Origin of the sequence: Mesorhizobium sp. WSM3859 (assembly GCF_002295065.1) — a bacterium.
Taxonomy (GTDB): Bacteria; Pseudomonadota; Alphaproteobacteria; order Rhizobiales; family Rhizobiaceae; genus Mesorhizobium.
The window spans coordinates 543,889-559,727 of the sequence record NZ_NSGG01000002.1 but is presented as its reverse complement, the minus strand read 5'-3'; the positions used below and the strand labels follow the sequence as shown (position 1 = coordinate 559,727).

The following is a 15,839-nucleotide window of genomic DNA, read 5'->3' as shown; positions in this document are numbered from 1 at the left end:
CGATACCTCCGATCGACAGCCCACCGTGGCGGCATTCTGCAGCCTCGTGCGCGGTATTCAACCCATTGCGTTCGCGGCCGGCTTTCGCCAATGAAGGCCGATGAGTTCCCCTTTGCCATCAAGCCAGCGCCAGCGGCTCGACGAATTGCTCGTCGGGCGCGGCCTGTTCGCCAGCCGCTCGCGCGCCCGCGATGCGATCGAGCGCGGCACGGTGACGGTTGACGGCACCGTTGCGCGCAAGCCCGGCCAACCCGTCGCGTTCGAGTGCCTGGTCGCCATCGACGATCCGGCCCAGGCTTACGTGTCGCGTGCCGCGCTGAAGCTGATCGCCGGCCTCGACCGTTTCGGCTTCGATCCTGCCGGCAGCGAGGCGCTCGATATCGGCGCCTCGACCGGCGGCTTCACCCAGGTGCTGCTCGAGCGCGGCGCGGCGCATGTCACGGCGATCGATGTCGGCCATGGCCAGTTGCACCCCGACATCGCCGGCGACCCGCGCGTCACGGTGATCGAAGGGCTGAACGCCCGCGACCTGACGGCAGCCGATCTAGGCGTCCGCGTTCCCGGTTTCCTGGTTTGCGACGTCTCCTTCATCTCGCTGAAGCTGGCGCTGCCGCCGGCACTGGAACTGGCGGGCGAGGGCGCCAAGGCGATCTTTCTGATCAAGCCGCAATTCGAGGCTGGGCGCGAGGCGATCGGCAAGGGCGGCCTGCTCAAGGATCCGGACGATGCCGTGCGCATTGCCGGAAATCTGCGCGATTGGCTCGCCGGCATTCCCGGCTGGCGCGTGCTGGGACTCCATCCGTCGCCGATCGAAGGCGGTGACGGTAACCGTGAGTTCCTGCTTGCCGCGATCAAGGACGCAAAATCCCGATGAGCACACGCTTCACCATCGCGAGGCTGGGCTCGCAGGGCGACGGCATCGCCAATGCCGAGGGCGGGGAGGTCTTCATCCCGTTCACGTTGCCCGGCGAAACGGTCACCGCCGCGCGCCAGAAGGACCGCGCCACGTTGATGTCGGTGCTGGAAGCCTCGCCGCTCAGGATCGATCCTGCCTGCCGCCATTTCACCGAATGCGGCGGCTGCGCGCTCCAGCATTTTGAGGCCGAAGCCTACCAGCAATGGAAGCGCGAGAGGGTCGTGCAGGCGCTGAAGACCAAGGGCATCGCCTGCGAGATCGACGCGCTGGTGCCTTGCGCGCCACACAGCCGCCGTCGCGTCACCTTCAGCGCCAGGCGTACCGAGGCCGGCATGCTGCTCGGCTTCGTGCGCGCGTTGTCGTCGGAAATCATCCCGATCGAGGAATGCCCTATCTCGCTTCCGGCGATCGTCTCGGCGCTCGACAGGTTGCGCGCCCTGGCTGACTTGGTCTGCGCCACGCCGAAAGCCTTCCATATGACGGTGACCGTCACTGCTTCGGGGCTCGACATTGCCGTCCATGAAGCCGGCAAGCTTGGCGACCACCAGCGCCGCATCGCCTCCAACTTCGTCATGGCCGAGGGCCTTGCGCGGCTTTCCGTCGACGGTGAGATCATTGTCGAGCCGAAGAAGCCGGTGGTGCAGTTCGGACCGGTCGCCGTCGCCGTGCCGCCTGGCGCCTTCCTGCAGGCGACGGAAGCCGCCGAGCAGGCGATGGCCGGCCTTGTCGGCCAGCATCTGTCGCGCGCCAGGAAGGTCGCGGACCTGTTTGCCGGTTGCGGCAGCTTCGCCCTGCGGCTTGGCGCGAAGTCCGAGGTCCATGCCGTCGAAGGCGAAGCCGCGGCACTCGCCGCGCTCGATCGCGCCTACCGCTTCGCCACCGGCCTGAAACGGGTGACCGCCGAACGCCGCGACCTGTTCCGCCGGCCGCTGACTTTCAAGGAGTTGAACGCCTTCGACGGCCTGGTCTTCGACCCGCCGCGCGCCGGCGCCGAGGATCAGTCGAAGCAGATCGCCCGCTCCGACGTGCCGCTGGTCGCAGCCGTGTCCTGCAATCCGGTGACGCTCGCGCGCGATCTGCGCATCCTTATCGGCGGCGGCTATGCGCTGAAGAGCGTCACGCCGATCGACCAGTTCCTGTGGTCGCCGCATGTCGAGGCCGTGGCGCTTTTGGAGAAGCCGAAGCGGCGGCGATAGCCGAAGCAACCCCGATCACATTTTGTTGAAGTCCCCGCTTGCGCGCGGGCCGCCGGAGCCGCGCCGCAAAGCCGCCTCTTTGCGTAGATCTAGTTCGCAATCGCTGGGGGAAGAGGAAGGGCCCTGTCAGCGTTGGTTGCTTTTATCCAGGGTGGCCTGAAATGCGCACGCTCCAGAAACTCCTCGCTTCGCTTGTCCTCATCATCCTCGTCGCCGTCTCGGCGACCGGCGCGCTCGCGCAAGGTGAAAAGCGCCTGGCCTTCGTCATCGGCAATGCCGCCTATCCATCGGGCGAACTGGCAACGCCGGCCAACGACGCCGGACTGATCGCGCAGACGTTGCAGGCGGCCGGCTTCGACGTGGTCGGCGCCCGCGATGTCGACCAGGAATCGCTGCGCGGCGCCTATCGCGATTTCCTGGCCAAGGTTTCGGCCGCCGGTCCCGACGCGGTCGTCTTCGTCTACCTGGCCGGCCACGGCGCGCAGTTTGAGGGCGAGAACTATTTCCTGCCGGTCGACGCCAAGATCGCCAATCCGGCCGACCTGCCGATCCAGGCCGTGCGGGTCTCCGATCTTACGAGGCCGCTCGCCGCCCTGCCGAACAAGGTCAACATCGTCGTGCTCGACGCGGCGCGGCCGAATGATTTTCCCGAATCGGACCAGCCGCTGGCCGGCGGTCTCGCGCTGGTCGATCCCGACCCGAACATGCTGATCGCCTTCAACGCCGCGCCGGGCACGGCCGCACCGGAAGGCAAAGGGCCGTACGGGGCCTACGCCCAGGCGCTCGCCGAGATGATGCGCGATGGCGGCCTGTCGCTCGAGGATGTGTTCGACCGCACCCGCCTGCGCGTCAACGAGGTCACCCAAGGCGCGCAGGTGCCGTGGAACGCCTCGAAGATCGACGCGCCCTTCGTCTTCTTCGACCGCGCGCCGGATGCGCCGGCGCCGAAGGTTTCCGAAGCGGAATCCCAGGCCGACCGCACGCGGGAGATCCGCGACTTCGACGCTCACGACGCCTACGTCGCGGCCCTCGACCGCGACACGATGCGCGGCTACGAGGATTTCCTCGTCGCCTATCCGCACGACCCGATGGCCAAGCGCGTGCGCGCCATCATCGCGGCGCGGCGCGAGGCGATCACCTGGCGCCAGACCTGGATGCGCGACACGCCCGAGGCCTACTGGTCTTACCTCGAGCGCTATCCGCACGGGCCGCACGCTTGGGACGCGCGCCGCCGGCTCGAGCATTTCGACGCCGAGCTCGAGCCGCCGCCGAGCTTCTCCATCATCGTCTATGACGTGCCGCCGCCGCCGCCGGAGGAAATTATCTATGTCGACCGTCCGGTCCTCTATTTCGACGACCCCGATTTCGATTTCGATCCGCCGCCGCCGGTGGCGGTGATCTTCCTGCCGCCACCACCGCCGGATTTCATCGTGCTGCTGCCGCCACGGCCGCCGGTCGAGGTTTTTGTTCTACCGGTGCCGGTTTTCGTGCCGGTACCCGTGTGGGTCAACCCGCCGCGCAGCATCGTGCCGCCGCCAGACAACATCATCTTCAACAACATCCACAACACCACGATCATCAACAACACGGTGATCAACGAGAACAACCAGGCGGGGCAGGGCGGTGGCCTGACCACCGGCCAGAAGCTGACCGCCGGCGCGGTTGGGCTGGGCGCCGCCGCCCTGGCCACCAAGGTGCCGCCGCTTCTGCAAAAGAAGGCTGCGCTTAAGCAAGACAAGCAGCCCGGCCTGGTGGCGCCCCTGGAAACGCCCTTTTCGAAGAAGCTTGCGACCGAGCATGCCTTGCCGGGAGCCAACGGCAAGACACTGCCGCTCGTTAACGGCAAGCCGCTCCCCCTCGCGAAGGGCAAGACGGTTCCGCTCGTGAATGGCAAGACGGTTCCGCTCGCGAACGGCAAGCCGCTCCCGCTCGTCAACGGCAAGCCGGCAGCGGCGGACAGCCGCCTGAAGACGCTCGGCAAGCAGGGTGAAATCGTCACCGGTCAGGGCGCCGAGGGGCAGACCGGCAAGGGCAAATTCCGCAAGCTGCCCAGCGTCAACGGTGTGCCTGTCACGAATAAGCCGGCGGTGCAGGACAAGCTTGGGAAGAACAATCCGACGAGCCTGTCCGATCAGAATGGCGGCAAACCGAGGCGGCTCACGCGCAAGGACCTTGCCGGCGAAACCCTGGTTCCAAACGGGCAGGGCGCAGGCTTCGGCAACGACAAGGGCAAGAAGTTCCGCAAGCTGGGCGGTGAACCGGCCGGCGGCGAGGTCGATGTCCAGCGCAATTTCAAGGTCAACAAGCCGAACACGCAGGTGCTGTCCAGACAGGAAAAGCCCGAATTCCAAGCGCAGCCGAAGTTCCAGGTCCAGCCGCAGGAGAAGCGTCTGGTGCGGCAGCCCAAGCCGCAGCCGCAGCAGGGAAACAAGAAGCCGAGCTGCGGTCTTCCGGGCGAGCCGCCCTGCAAGCAATAGGCTTGTCGCAGGCGGGACGGCAGCTTTTCAATTGATGAGCCGGGCTTCCCTGCCCATCCGCGGATCGGGCGGTCGCGGGTCCGCAGCGTGTCAATCCGCCGGAGACCGGCCGAGCAAGCAATGTCGGTCTATCAATTCGGCGATAGTCGTTTCGCCGTGCCGCCGCGCCGGTTGAGCGAAACCCAGATGTTCGGGTTCTGCTGCGACTGCCGCTTCACGAAATAATAGCCGGTCGCGTTCCAGGGCCGGATCTCGTCGACCAGATTGTCGAGCACGAGATCGCCCTTGTCGGTCTTCACCGTCAGGATGGTATGGCCCTCGCCGCTCAAGTCGCGCACCACCGTCATCAGCAGTGCCTGCCGGGGGAATCCCGCCTCCTGGAGAAGCTTGCGCTTGTAGAGCGCGTAGATCTTGCAGTCGCCCTTGCCGTCCGTCGGATAGTCCCAGTGGTCCATCATCGTGCCCCAGTGGTCGTAATTGCTGACGGGCTTGATGGAGCGGTTGGCCTTCTGGTTGACCCGCTGGAGGGAACGCATGTTTTGCGCCGTCAGCTTGACACTCGCGGCCGGCAAGGCGTGCACCTTGCACTCTTTCGGCCGGCGATGACAGAAATCGAGCCAGCCATAAGGGACGCTGGTGCTTGCGCCGACCGTGGCGGAACTCGCACCGGCGGTAGGTTGCGTCGACATTAGCTTGAACAGCGTTGACTGCGCCGCCGCCGGGCTGACACAGACGGATGAAACACCAATCAACGAAACAAGGCCAAACAGGAAGGAAGAGGTCGGGACGCAAGGGGATCGCTTCACTGCCAACACCACCGCAACGAGGAGACTGGCGGCAGGCTAACGCGCAAGCGTCAGCCCGGCCAATTAAACAATTAATAATGTCCTAACACGATTGTGTTCAGTTCAAGGTGCAGATGGGGCAGGTGAAAAAAATCATCCGTCAGCCCGTGCCCGAAAGGATGCGCTGGACGAAGGCGGGCACCGCGAATGCTAATGGAAGCCCATCGCGGCCAAACCCTGACAATCCAAGCTCATGCCTCTCGCACATTCTCGAACCCAGCCGCCCTTGCAGCTTTTACGAAATTGCGGTCAAAGGTTACGAAGCCTGTGCAATCGGCTGATTTCCCCAGATGCAGCGCATCCGCGAAATCAACGCCCGCCTCGACCAGATCGAGCGCTGAAGCGACAACAGGGGCGTCTTCGATCTCGACCGTAGGAAGCCCGCCGAACTTCCGTAGCGCCCGGACGATATCAGCCTGGCCATAGCCATAGGCGCTGCGCAGCACCCACTCGGTTTGCAGGATCACCGTGACGGGGGCAAAGACCTGTTGACCGTCGATCAACCGCCGGGCGCGCTCCGATTGTTCGGGGTGGTCGTTCGTCAGGTAGCGAACGATAACATTCGTATCAATCGCGAGCATGGCGCCGCCGTGCTTCGGCGAGCACGCCCGCGTCCATTTCTTCCAGTGTCTTCGGCGCGCCGCGGGACGGCAGGGAGCCGAACACCTCTTTCGGCTGCGTCGCCGCGAATGCGGGCGCCAGCTTCAAAAGCACGCCTTCCGGCGTTTCCTGAACTTCAAGCCGCGTTCCAGCGCTCCACTCTCTCCGTTTCCGGATGGCACTGGGCAGAATCACCTGCCCCTTGGTCGAGACGGTGATCATGAGCTTTTCAGAAGCGGACATGCCACTTACCTATGTAAGACAAAGGTAAGATAGATGGCGTGAGAGCCGAATTCAAGCCACATCGGCTCAGGCCTCAAACCCTGGTGCCGCCCACCGTCATCTGGTTCATCCTGAGATGCGGCTGGCCGACGCCGACCGGCACGCCCTGTCCGGCCTTGCCGCACATGCCGATGCCGTTGTCGAGCTTCATGTCGTTGCCGATCATGCTGACGCGGTGCATGGCATCCGGACCGTTGCCGATCAGCATCGCGCCCTTGATCGGCTGCGTCACCTTGCCGTTCTCGATCATGTAGGCCTCGGTGCAGCCGAACACGAATTTGCCCGATGTGATGTCGACCTGGCCGCCGCCGAAAGAAACGGCGTAGATGCCGTTCTTGACGGAGGCGATGATCTCTTCCGGCTCCATGTCGCCGGAGGTCATGTAGGTGTTGGTCATGCGCGGCATCGGCTGGTGCGCATAGCCCTCGCGGCGACCGTTGCCGGTCGCGTCCATGCCCATCAGCCGGGCATTCTGGCGGTCCTGCATGTAGCCGACCAGCTTGCCGTCCTCAATCAAGACGTTGCGCGCCGAAGGCGTTCCTTCGTCGTCGACCGTGAGCGAGCCGCGCCGCTCGGGGATGGTCCCGTCGTCGACCACGGTGACGCCCTTCGCCGCCACCTGTTGGCCCATGAGGCCGGCGAAGGCCGATGTCTTCTTGCGGTTGAAATCGCCCTCCAGGCCGTGGCCGACCGCTTCATGCAGCATCACGCCCGGCCAGCCGCTGGACAGCACGATGTCGAACGTGCCGGCGGGAGCTGTTACCGCCTCGAGATTGACCAGCGCCTGCCGGAGCGCCTCGCTTGCCGCATGCTTCCAGCTTTCCTCGCTGACGAACTCGCCGAAGCTCTTGCGACCACCCATGCCGTAGGAGCCGCTCTCCTGCCGGTCGCCGCTGCCGACCACGACTGATACGTTGATGCGGACCAGCGGACGGATGTCGCGTACGATCTGGCCATCGCCGCGCACGATCTCGACATGCTGCCATGAGGCCGCGAGCGAGGCCGTCACCTGGCGCACGCGCGGATCCTTCGCCCGCAGCCAGCCGTCGATCTCCTGCAAGAGCTTGGCTTTGGCCTCGAAGGAAGGCGAGGGGATTGGGTTCTCGTCGCCATAGAGATGGCGGTTGGTGCGGGCGGGCGCGCCGGCGAGCGTGCCGGAATAGCCACCCTTGACCGCCGAGACGGCATCGGCCGCGCGCAGCAGCGAGGCTTCGGAAAGGTCGCTGGAATGCGCATAGCCGGTGGCCTCGCCGGCCACGGCGCGCAGGCCGAACCCCTGGTCGGTGTTGAAATTGGCCGTCTTCAGCCGGCCATTGTCGAACATCAGCGCCTCGCTCTCGCTATATTCGAGGAACAGCTCGCCGTCGTCGGCGCCCTTGATGGTCTCGGTGACGATCTCCTTGACGCGATCGTCGGAAATATCGAATTGGCCGATCAGGCTGTTCATGGCAAATCCATTCGTGGAAACAAAATCGTGCAACGGATGTAGGCGCGAAGCTGCCGTCGCACAATCGCCAACGAGATGAAGCCGGCGATTGTGACACCGTCACTTGCCGTTGACGAAGTCCTTGATGTTGCCGGCCATCGCGTTCCAGTTCGAGAACTGCTCCTCCAGATTGGCCCTGGTGATGCCGCCGGCGAAGCTGACATCCATCTTGAAATTCGAGCCGTCGCCCGAATAGGCCTTCACCCAGCGGTATTTTGCGTTCCAGGCATTGGCCTGGTCGGCGGTCAGCGGATCGGTGTAGCCGGCTGAGAACTGCAGCGACTTGCAGTTCTCGTGGTCTTCGCAGCCGTAGAAGTAGATCACGTATTTGACGCCTTCGACGCGGCCGGAAATCATGGGGTCGCCATTGTCGTCCTTGTCCATCCTGGCCGAGCCGAAGCCCTTGGCTATATCGAGGACCGTCGCAGGGTCCGACGTCTGCAGGATTTCGGCATCCTCGGCCGAAGCAGCCGAAACCGCGCCGGCCAACGCCAGACCGGTAACGTGAATGGATAACGGAGCGCGCATTGAACCTCCTGGCCGCCAGACGCGCGTTCGCCGCCGGACCTCAGCGTCGGCAGCGGCGCATGGGCAAGAAGATCAAGGTAGGGCGGCGAAGCCTTCCGCAAAGCCCTTGAGGTCGACGGGGATGCCGATGCCTTCTTCCGGCGTCTGGAAGACGATGAAGGTGGCCGAGGTGCCGCTCTTCAACGTGTCGAGCAGCGGCTTTTCGAGGATCACCTCGGCATAGCAGCCGTCCTGGAAGCAGCGCACGAAATAGGCGCGGCCGATATCCTTGCCGTCGACATTGAGACCGAGGCCGTTGGGCAGCAGGACGCCGAGCGGCGCCAGCACGCGCAGGATCTCGGCCTTGTTGTCGGCGGTGCGCAGCACCACGACCGAAAGCCCCATTTCAGGACGATCCTCGGCGACGACGTTCTGCATCATCACGCATTGCTCGGAGGTCGCGCCCGCCGGCGTATCGCAGATGATCGACCATGCGCCATGCGTCGACTTCACCGTGCCGCTGGGCGGCGTGGCGTTGTTCGGCGCGGCGGCGGCGCCAACGGCTATGCCGACGCCGAGCAAGGCGACGGCAAGAACGACCTTCGCCAAGGTTCTCGAAAGCCAGGAAGTCATGACGGCTCCATTGCGAATCACGGCACTTTAAGCTGCGCCCGGGCCAAGTAAAGGACGAGACCGTTGCCGGTGCGCCCCGATACCGGCAATTGCGTGCTTTTCCAAAGCAAATTCGCCCGAATTGGGGCCGTTGCGCATATAGCGTGGCGAGCGCCGAACACGGCCTTCGGGTTGCGCGCAAAAATGCCGCACGGTTTCCTCCGCTCCTTTCTTGCGGAGGGAAAAAGAGTATGGTTTGAACCACCCAGGGACAGACCGGGATTCCCAATCCCGGCATCGTCCGTTATTGGTGCGACAAGATCGCGGGAAGTGGGAGACGAGAGGGCGATGAGGAAATTCCTGGCAAGCGCTAAATTCTTGGCAGGTGCGGCAGCTTCGGCCGTGCTCTTCTCCAGTGCGACGGCCCATGCCGACCAGCCGCGGGAATGGGAAATGACCTTCCAGGCGCCGGCGACCGACATGATGCGGCAGATCGAACGGTTCGGGAACTACACGATGTGGTTCATCGTGCCGATCACCGTTCTCGTGCTGGTGCTGCTGCTGGTTTGCATCCTGCGCTTCCGCGCCAGCGCCAATCCGGTCCCGTCCAAGACCAGCCACAACACGCTGATCGAGGTGATCTGGACGGTCGGGCCGGTAATCGTGCTCTTGCTCATCGCCATTCCCTCCTTCCAGCTGCTCACCGCGCAGTACACGCCGCCGGAAGAAGCCAAGCTCACCGTCAAGGCGACCGGCAACCAGTGGAACTGGGACTACGAGTACCAGGTCGACAAGAGCTTCTCCTTCAATTCGGCGGTTCTCCAGGATGCCGACCGCGCCAAGGCCGGCAAGGAAGATCGCGCCCTCTATCCGCGCCTGCTCGCTGTCGACAACGAGCTGGTCGTCCCGGTCAACACCACGACCCGCGTGCTGATCACCGCGACCGACGTCATCCACTCCTTCGCCGTGCCGTCCTTTGGCATCAAGATGGACGCCGTTCCCGGCCGCACCAACGAGACCTGGTTCAAGGCGGACAAGGAAGGCCTCTACTATGGCCAGTGCTCGCAGCTGTGCGGCAAGGACCACGCCTTCATGCCGATCGCGGTTCGCGTCGTCTCCGATGCGCAGTTCAAGACCTGGCTGGAGACGGCCAAGACCGACGTGCCCGCCGCCAACAAGGCGCTGATGGCCGAGATCGATGGTACCAACAAGATAGCGGCCGCCGGCAACTGATGCCGCGGGTTAGCAAGATTTAGGGAACGGAGCGGAACATGGCAGAGGCTGCAGCTCACGATCACGGCGACCATAGGCCGCATGGCTGGGTCCGCTGGGTCTACTCGACCAACCACAAGGACATCGGCACGCTCTACCTGATCTTCGCGATCATGGCCGGCATTATCGGCGGCGCGCTCTCGGTCGCCATCCGCATGGAGCTGCAGGAGCCGGGCATCCAGATCTTCAGCGGTCTGGCGCAGATGGTCTACGGCATGCAGGGCGACGCCGCCATCGACGGCGGCAAGAGCATGTACAATGCCTTCGGCGCCGCGCACGGCCTGATCATGATCTTCTTCATGGTCATGCCGGCCCTGATCGGCGGCTTCGCCAACTGGATGGTGCCGATCATGATCGGCGCGCCGGACATGGCGTTCCCGCGCATGAACAACATCTCATTCTGGCTGCTGCCGCCGGCCTTCATCCTGCTGCTCTCCTCGATGTTCGTGCCGAGCGCGCCAGGCGCTTTTGGCGTCGGCGGCGGCTGGACGATCTACCCGCCGCTCTCGACCTCCGGTCAGCCCGGGCCCGCGATGGATCTGGCGATCCTGTCGATTCACATCGCCGGCGCGTCGTCGATCCTCGGCGCCATCAACTTCATCACCACCATCTTCAACATGCGCGCTCCCGGCATGACGCTGCACAAGATGCCGCTGTTTGCCTGGGCGGTGCTGATCACCGCCTTCCTGCTCCTGCTCTCGCTGCCGGTCCTGGCTGGCGGCATCACCATGCTGCTCACCGACCGCAATTTCGGCACCGCCTTCTTCGTGCCGGATCAGGGCGGTGACCCGCTGCTCTTTCAGCACCTGTTCTGGTTCTTCGGCCATCCCGAAGTGTACATCCTGATCCTGCCGGGCTTCGGCATCGTCAGCCACATCGTCTCGACCTTCTCGAAGAAGCCTGTTTTCGGTTATCTCGGCATGGCCTACGCCATGGTCGCGATCGGCGCCGTCGGCTTCATCGTCTGGGCGCACCACATGTACACGACCGGCCTGTCGCTCGACACGCAGCGTTACTTCGTGTTCGCCACCATGGTCATCGCGGTGCCGACCGGCGTGAAGATCTTCTCCTGGATCGCCACCATGTGGGGCGGCTCGATCTCCTTCAAGCCGCCGATGCTGTGGGCCCTGGGCTTCATCTTCCTGTTCACCATCGGTGGCGTCACCGGCGTTCAGCTGGCCAATGCCGGCCTCGACCGCTCGCTGCATGACACCTATTTCGTGATCGCCCACTTCCACTACGTGCTGTCGCTGGGCGCGGTGTTCGCCATCTTCGCTGGCTGGTACTACTGGTTCCCGAAGATGACCGGCTACATGTACTCGCCGGTGATCGCCAACACCCATTTCTGGGTCACCTTCGTCGGCGTCAACCTGATCTTCTTCCCGCAGCACTTCCTCGGCCTCGCCGGCATGCCGCGCCGAACCGTCGACTATCCGGACGCGTTCGCGGGCTGGAACATGGTGTCGTCCTACGGCTCCTACATCGCGGCCGTCGGTGTCGCGATCTTCCTCTACGGCGTGTTCGAGGCCTTCCAGAAGAAGCGCGTCGCGGGCGCCAACCCGTGGGGCGAGGGTGCCACCACGCTCGAATGGCAGCTGCCTTCGCCGCCGCCGTTCCACCAGTGGGAACAGCTGCCGAAGATCAAGTAAGGCAACCCTATTACGAGACCGCCGGACAGCCGGCGGTCTTGGCCAACGGAATGATGGACTTTAAGTACGCATGGCCCTTGCCGACCACAGAGTGATGAAGGACGCGGGCTTTCGCATATCGGAAGCGACAGCAGGCGATTACTTCGCCCTGCTGAAGCCGCGCGTCATGTCGCTGGTGGTCTTCACGGCCTTTGTCGGCCTTGTCGCGGCCCCGGTCGCCATCAATCCGCTGCTGGCGATGATCGCCATCCTGGCTATCGCCATCGGCGCGGGCGCTTCCGGAGCGCTCAACATGTGGTACGACGCCGACATCGACGCCGTGATGACCAGGACCGCCGGCCGCCCGGTGCCGGCCGGCCGCGTCACGCCGGGCGAGGCGCTGACCTTCGGCCTGGTGCTGTCGGTGCTGTCGGTTATGACGCTCGGCGTGCTGGTCAACTGGCTGTCGGCATCGCTTCTTGCCTTCACCATCTTCTTCTACGCCGTCGTCTACACCATGTGGCTGAAGCGCTGGACGCCGCAGAACATCGTCATCGGCGGCGCTGCAGGCGCCATTCCGCCGGTGATCGGCTGGGCCGCCGTGACCGGCTCGGTCAGCCTCGAAAGCGTGATCCTGTTCCTGATCATCTTCCTGTGGACGCCGCCGCATTTCTGGGCGCTGGCGCTGTTCAAGTCCGACGACTACGCCCGCGCCGGCATCCCGATGATGCCGAATGTCGCCGGCCATGCCTCGACCCGCCGGCAAATCTTCGCCTATGCGCTGATCCTGGCGCCGGTCGGCGTGCTGCCCTGGGCGCTCGGTTACACCACGGCCGGCTATGGCGTCGTCTCGGCCGCCCTTGGCGCGGGCTTCGTCTGGTATGCCTGGAAAGTGCTTGGCATGGCCGACGACGATCGCGCGATGAAGCCGGCCAAGGCGCTGTTCGGCTACTCGCTGCTTTATCTCTTCGCCATCTTCGCCGCCTATCTCGTCGACTGTGTGGTCGGGCGCGCCCTCATGATGGGGGGAGCATGACCGTGGCCGACAAGAAACTCGAACTGGTCACGTTGACCGAACGCCAGCAGAAGGCGCGCCGCAACCGGTCCATCGCCATCGCTGTCGCGCTGGCGGCATTGGTCGTCATCTTCTATGCCGCCACCATCGTGCGCTTCGGCCACCATGGCGCCAGCCTGACCGGCTCGGGCCTGTTGGGAGGCGGCTGATGGGGGGCGAGCTGAGCAAGTCCCGCAAGCTGAACAACGGCATCGTCGCCGCCGTCTGCCTTGCCTTTTTCACCGGCATGGTCGGCATGGCCTACGCTGCCGTGCCGCTCTACAAGATGTTCTGCCAGGTCACCGGCTATGGCGGCACCACGCAGCGCGCCGAGAAGCAATATGCCGGCCGCGTGCTCGACCGTGACATCACCATCCGTTTCGATGCCAATACCAACGGCATTCCGTGGCAGTTCGAGCCGGTAGCCCGCTCGGTGACGATCAAGATAGGCGAGACGACGCAGGCGCATTACAGCGCCACCAACAAGTTCGACCGCCCCATCACCGGCCGCGCTTCGTTCAACGTGCAGCCGGAAATGGCCGGCGCCTATTTCAACAAGGTGGAGTGCTTCTGCTTCACCGACACGACGCTGAAGCCCGGCGAGACGCTGGACATGCCGGTCGTGTTCTATGTCGATCCGGACATCGTCAACGTGCCGGAACTCAAGGACTTGAAGACCATCACCCTGTCCTACACGATGTTCCCGGTCGAAAAGAAACAGCCGGTCGCCTCGTCCACGCCGGCCGCCGGCAACAGCACCAACAAAGTTTCCGATACCGAAGCAAGCCTCGGGGGTTGATATGGCAGACGCGCACGCAAAACCACACCACGACTACCATCTCGTCAACCCGAGCCCCTGGCCATTCCTGGGTTCGGTCGGCGCACTGGTCTCCGCCATCGGCGGCGTCTGCCTGATGCAATATCTGAAGGGCGGCAACTTCCCGGTCTTCGGTCACAACATCGCCAATCCGTGGCTGTTCTTCATCGGCATGATCATCGTGCTCTACACGATGTTCGCCTGGTGGTCGGACACCATCAAGGAAGCGCATGAGGGCTACCACACGCGCGTGGTGTCGCTGCATCTGCGCTACGGCATGATCATGTTCATCGCCTCCGAGGTGATGTTCTTCGTCGCCTGGTTCTGGGCCTTCTTTGACGCCAGCCTGTTCCCCGGCGAGGCAAACCAGTATGCCCGCACCGCCTTCACCGGCGGCGTATGGCCGCCGAAGGGCATGGAGGTCCTCGACCCCTTCCACCTGCCGCTCTACAACACCATCATCCTTCTGCTGTCGGGCACGACGGTGACCTGGGCGCATCACGCGCTGCTGCATGGCGATCGCAAGGGCCTGATCAACGGCCTGGTGCTGACCGTCGGCCTCGGCATGCTGTTCACCATGGTGCAGGCTTACGAGTACATGCACGCGCCATTCGCGTTCAAGGAATCGATCTACGGCGCCACCTTCTTCATGGCGACCGGCTTCCACGGCTTCCACGTCATCATCGGCACCATCTTCCTGCTGGTCTGCCTGGTGCGCGCGATACGGGGCGACTTCACGCCGAAGCAGCATTTCGGCTTCGAGGCGGCCGCCTGGTACTGGCACTTCGTCGATGTGGTCTGGCTGTTCCTGTTCAGCGCGGTCTATGTCTGGGCGTCGAACGGCGCGCTGATCGAAGGCCACTGAGCTGACGGCTTTGCAATTCCCAAAGGGCGGCTGCGGCGACGTGGCCGCCTTATTTTTTGGGGCGAAAGGGTCTACGGTGCCGGTATGAGCGAAGATAAGGCGATCTGGCCGCCCATCGACCCGATCTCGGCGGGCCTGCATGGCCGCTGCCCGCGTTGCGGCGAAGGCAAGCTGTTCTCCGGTTTCCTCACCGTCGGCAAGCGCTGCTACAATTGCGGGCTCGACTATTCCTTCGCCGATGCCGGCGATGGGCCGGCGGTGTTCGTCATCCTGATCATCGGCTTCGTCGTCGTCGGCCTCGCGCTCTGGATGGAGGTGACGCTCAGCCCACCGCTCTGGCTGCACTTCATCCTGTGGATACCGCTGGCGCTGGTGCTCTGCCTGACGGCGCTGCGCCTGATCAAGGGCGTGCTGATCACTTTGCAGTACTCGAAAAAGGCCTCCGAGGGCAGGCTGGAATCCCACGAATGACCGAGGCGACCGGTTCGGCGGCCGGCCGTTCGCGGCCGCGTTCGGCGTTGCTCCTCGGCCTCGGCCTTGTCCTGTTCGCCATCCTGATCGGGCTCGGCACCTGGCAGGTCCAGCGCCTGCACTGGAAGGAAGACCTGCTCGCGACCATCGACAAGCGGACGCATTCCGCACCGTTGCCGCTGGCCGACGTCGAGAGAGAATTCGCCGCTTCCCACGATGTCGATTACACCCCGGTGACGGTGACCGGCACCTTCCTGCACCAGGGCGAGCGGCATTTCTTTTCGACCTGGGAAGGCGACAGCGGCTTCAACGTCTACACGCCCCTGCAGCTCGACGACGGCCGCTTCGTGCTCGTCAACCGCGGCTTCGTCCCGTATGACCTCAAGGATCCGGCCAGGCGCCAACAGGGCGAGGTCGCCGGCAAGGTGACGGTGACCGGGCTTGCGCGCAATCCGCTGCCGGGAAAACCGTCGATGATGCTTCCCGACAATGATGTCGCCAAGAACATCTTCTACTGGAAGGACCGCGACGTGATGGCCGCCACAGCCGGGTTGCCGGCAGGCTTCGTGCTCGTGCCGTTCTTCATCGATGCCGACAAGACGCCGAATCCCGGCGGCCTGCCGGTCGGCGGCGTCACCATCATCGACCTGCCCAACAATCACCTGCAATATGCGGTCACCTGGTATGGCTTGGCTGCGGCTCTCGCCGCCGTGCTGATCCTCAGGCTTCGCCGACCGACTAAGGAAGGGTGAGCGCCATCGCTCTTGACAGGGCAGGGGTGCGCACCTCATTTCGCGTCCAGCACTACGAC

The 15,839-nt window shown here is 64.2% G+C and carries 17 protein-coding genes; 11 read left to right on the top strand and 6 right to left on the bottom strand.

Annotation, left to right across the window (positions count from 1 at the left end; all coding sequences use genetic code 11):
* The first annotated feature begins 100 nt into the window (after window positions 1–100).
* The 3 genes from CK230_RS06490 (at window position 101) to CK230_RS06480 (ending at window position 4,589) form a co-directional block, all read left to right on the top strand.
* The gene (locus CK230_RS06490) at window positions 101–874 is read left to right on the top strand and encodes a TlyA family RNA methyltransferase (protein WP_095816326.1); all 774 of its coding nucleotides are present in this window, start codon (window positions 101–103) and stop codon (window positions 872–874) included.
* Window positions 871–2,112: a class I SAM-dependent RNA methyltransferase gene (locus CK230_RS06485; RefSeq protein WP_095816325.1), complete on the top strand. Its 1,242-nt coding sequence runs from the start codon at window positions 871–873 to the stop codon at window positions 2,110–2,112. The genes CK230_RS06490 and CK230_RS06485 overlap by 4 nt, the downstream gene beginning before the upstream one ends.
* A gap of 161 nt (window positions 2,113–2,273) precedes the next feature.
* Entirely contained in the window at window positions 2,274–4,589 is a 2,316-nt protein-coding gene (locus tag CK230_RS06480) for a caspase domain-containing protein (RefSeq protein WP_095816324.1), read from the top strand.
* A 131-nt stretch (window positions 4,590–4,720) separates the two neighbouring features.
* Here the strand turns inward: CK230_RS06480 and CK230_RS06475 are convergent, their stop codons facing one another.
* The 6 genes from CK230_RS06475 to CK230_RS06450 form a co-directional block, all read right to left on the bottom strand.
* On the bottom strand, window positions 4,721–5,278 hold the full coding sequence (locus tag CK230_RS06475) for a transglutaminase-like cysteine peptidase (RefSeq protein WP_348629135.1): 558 nt from the start codon (window positions 5,276–5,278) through the stop codon (window positions 4,721–4,723).
* Window positions 5,279–5,625: 347 nt separating this feature from the next.
* A complete protein-coding gene (locus CK230_RS06470) occupies window positions 5,626–6,015 on the bottom strand; it encodes a type II toxin-antitoxin system VapC family toxin (protein ID WP_095816322.1) in 390 nt (129 codons plus the stop codon).
* Window positions 6,002–6,277: an AbrB/MazE/SpoVT family DNA-binding domain-containing protein gene (locus CK230_RS06465; protein ID WP_095816321.1), complete on the bottom strand. Its 276-nt coding sequence runs from the start codon at window positions 6,275–6,277 to the stop codon at window positions 6,002–6,004. Before CK230_RS06465 ends, CK230_RS06470 begins: the two co-directional genes overlap by 14 nt.
* A 73-nt stretch (window positions 6,278–6,350) precedes the next feature.
* Entirely contained in the window at window positions 6,351–7,763 is a 1,413-nt protein-coding gene (tldD, locus tag CK230_RS06460) for a metalloprotease TldD (protein ID WP_095816320.1), read from the bottom strand.
* A gap of 99 nt (window positions 7,764–7,862) precedes the next feature.
* Window positions 7,863–8,330 (bottom strand): YbjN domain-containing protein, encoded by a 468-nt coding sequence (locus CK230_RS06455; RefSeq protein WP_095816319.1) that lies wholly within the window; start codon window positions 8,328–8,330, stop codon window positions 7,863–7,865.
* Between the two features lie 72 nt (window positions 8,331–8,402).
* Window positions 8,403–8,942 carry an invasion associated locus B family protein gene (locus CK230_RS06450; RefSeq protein WP_095816318.1) on the bottom strand — a complete coding sequence of 180 codons (540 nt, stop codon included), beginning with the start codon at window positions 8,940–8,942 and terminating at the stop codon, window positions 8,403–8,405.
* 327 nt (window positions 8,943–9,269) lie between these two features.
* Between CK230_RS06450 and coxB the strand changes: the two genes are divergently transcribed.
* The 8 genes from coxB (at window position 9,270) to CK230_RS06410 (ending at window position 15,780) form a co-directional block, all read left to right on the top strand.
* On the top strand, window positions 9,270–10,154 hold the full coding sequence (coxB, locus tag CK230_RS06445) for a cytochrome c oxidase subunit II (protein ID WP_095816317.1): 885 nt from the start codon (window positions 9,270–9,272) through the stop codon (window positions 10,152–10,154).
* A gap of 38 nt (window positions 10,155–10,192) precedes the next feature.
* A complete protein-coding gene (gene ctaD / locus CK230_RS06440; protein WP_095816316.1) occupies window positions 10,193–11,842 on the top strand; it encodes a cytochrome c oxidase subunit I in 1,650 nt (549 codons plus the stop codon).
* A 70-nt stretch (window positions 11,843–11,912) separates the two neighbouring features.
* Window positions 11,913–12,857, top strand: coding sequence for a heme o synthase (locus tag CK230_RS06435; RefSeq protein ID WP_095816315.1), 945 nt, complete (start codon window positions 11,913–11,915; stop codon window positions 12,855–12,857).
* Window positions 12,854–13,045, top strand: coding sequence for a hypothetical protein (locus CK230_RS06430; RefSeq protein WP_095816314.1), 192 nt, complete (start codon window positions 12,854–12,856; stop codon window positions 13,043–13,045). Before CK230_RS06435 ends, CK230_RS06430 begins: the two co-directional genes overlap by 4 nt.
* On the top strand, window positions 13,045–13,674 hold the full coding sequence (locus tag CK230_RS06425; RefSeq protein WP_095816313.1) for a cytochrome c oxidase assembly protein: 630 nt from the start codon (window positions 13,045–13,047) through the stop codon (window positions 13,672–13,674). Before CK230_RS06430 ends, CK230_RS06425 begins: the two co-directional genes overlap by 1 nt.
* A gap of 1 nt (window position 13,675) precedes the next feature.
* A complete protein-coding gene (locus CK230_RS06420) occupies window positions 13,676–14,557 on the top strand; it encodes a cytochrome c oxidase subunit 3 (RefSeq protein ID WP_095816312.1) in 882 nt (293 codons plus the stop codon).
* An 84-nt stretch (window positions 14,558–14,641) separates the two neighbouring features.
* The gene (locus CK230_RS06415; RefSeq protein ID WP_095816311.1) at window positions 14,642–15,028 is read left to right on the top strand and encodes a DUF983 domain-containing protein; all 387 of its coding nucleotides are present in this window, start codon (window positions 14,642–14,644) and stop codon (window positions 15,026–15,028) included.
* Window positions 15,025–15,780, top strand: coding sequence for an SURF1 family protein (locus CK230_RS06410; RefSeq protein ID WP_176480025.1), 756 nt, complete (start codon window positions 15,025–15,027; stop codon window positions 15,778–15,780). The genes CK230_RS06415 and CK230_RS06410 overlap by 4 nt, the downstream gene beginning before the upstream one ends.
* The last annotated feature ends 59 nt before the right edge of the window (window positions 15,781–15,839 follow it).

Bases quoted from the DNA above. Each gene is read 5' to 3' on its own strand.
- CK230_RS06490 (WP_095816326.1), top strand. From the start codon at position 101: ATGAGTTCCCCTTTGCCATCAAGCCAGCGCCAGCGGCTCGACGAATTG.
- CK230_RS06485 (WP_095816325.1), top strand. From the start codon at position 871: ATGAGCACACGCTTCACCATCGCGAGGCTGGGCTCGCAGGGCGACGGC.
- CK230_RS06480 (WP_095816324.1), top strand. From the start codon at position 2,274: ATGCGCACGCTCCAGAAACTCCTCGCTTCGCTTGTCCTCATCATCCTC.
- CK230_RS06475 (WP_348629135.1), bottom strand. From the start codon at position 5,278: ATGTCGACGCAACCTACCGCCGGTGCGAGTTCCGCCACGGTCGGCGCA.
- CK230_RS06470 (WP_095816322.1), bottom strand. From the start codon at position 6,015: ATGCTCGCGATTGATACGAATGTTATCGTTCGCTACCTGACGAACGAC.
- CK230_RS06465 (WP_095816321.1), bottom strand. From the start codon at position 6,277: ATGTCCGCTTCTGAAAAGCTCATGATCACCGTCTCGACCAAGGGGCAG.
- tldD (WP_095816320.1), bottom strand. From the start codon at position 7,763: ATGAACAGCCTGATCGGCCAATTCGATATTTCCGACGATCGCGTCAAG.
- CK230_RS06455 (WP_095816319.1), bottom strand. From the start codon at position 8,330: ATGCGCGCTCCGTTATCCATTCACGTTACCGGTCTGGCGTTGGCCGGC.
- CK230_RS06450 (WP_095816318.1), bottom strand. From the start codon at position 8,942: ATGACTTCCTGGCTTTCGAGAACCTTGGCGAAGGTCGTTCTTGCCGTC.
- coxB (WP_095816317.1), top strand. From the start codon at position 9,270: ATGAGGAAATTCCTGGCAAGCGCTAAATTCTTGGCAGGTGCGGCAGCT.
- ctaD (WP_095816316.1), top strand. From the start codon at position 10,193: ATGGCAGAGGCTGCAGCTCACGATCACGGCGACCATAGGCCGCATGGC.
- CK230_RS06435 (WP_095816315.1), top strand. From the start codon at position 11,913: ATGGCCCTTGCCGACCACAGAGTGATGAAGGACGCGGGCTTTCGCATA.
- CK230_RS06430 (WP_095816314.1), top strand. From the start codon at position 12,854: ATGACCGTGGCCGACAAGAAACTCGAACTGGTCACGTTGACCGAACGC.
- CK230_RS06425 (WP_095816313.1), top strand. From the start codon at position 13,045: ATGGGGGGCGAGCTGAGCAAGTCCCGCAAGCTGAACAACGGCATCGTC.
- CK230_RS06420 (WP_095816312.1), top strand. From the start codon at position 13,676: ATGGCAGACGCGCACGCAAAACCACACCACGACTACCATCTCGTCAAC.
- CK230_RS06415 (WP_095816311.1), top strand. From the start codon at position 14,642: ATGAGCGAAGATAAGGCGATCTGGCCGCCCATCGACCCGATCTCGGCG.
- CK230_RS06410 (WP_176480025.1), top strand. From the start codon at position 15,025: ATGACCGAGGCGACCGGTTCGGCGGCCGGCCGTTCGCGGCCGCGTTCG.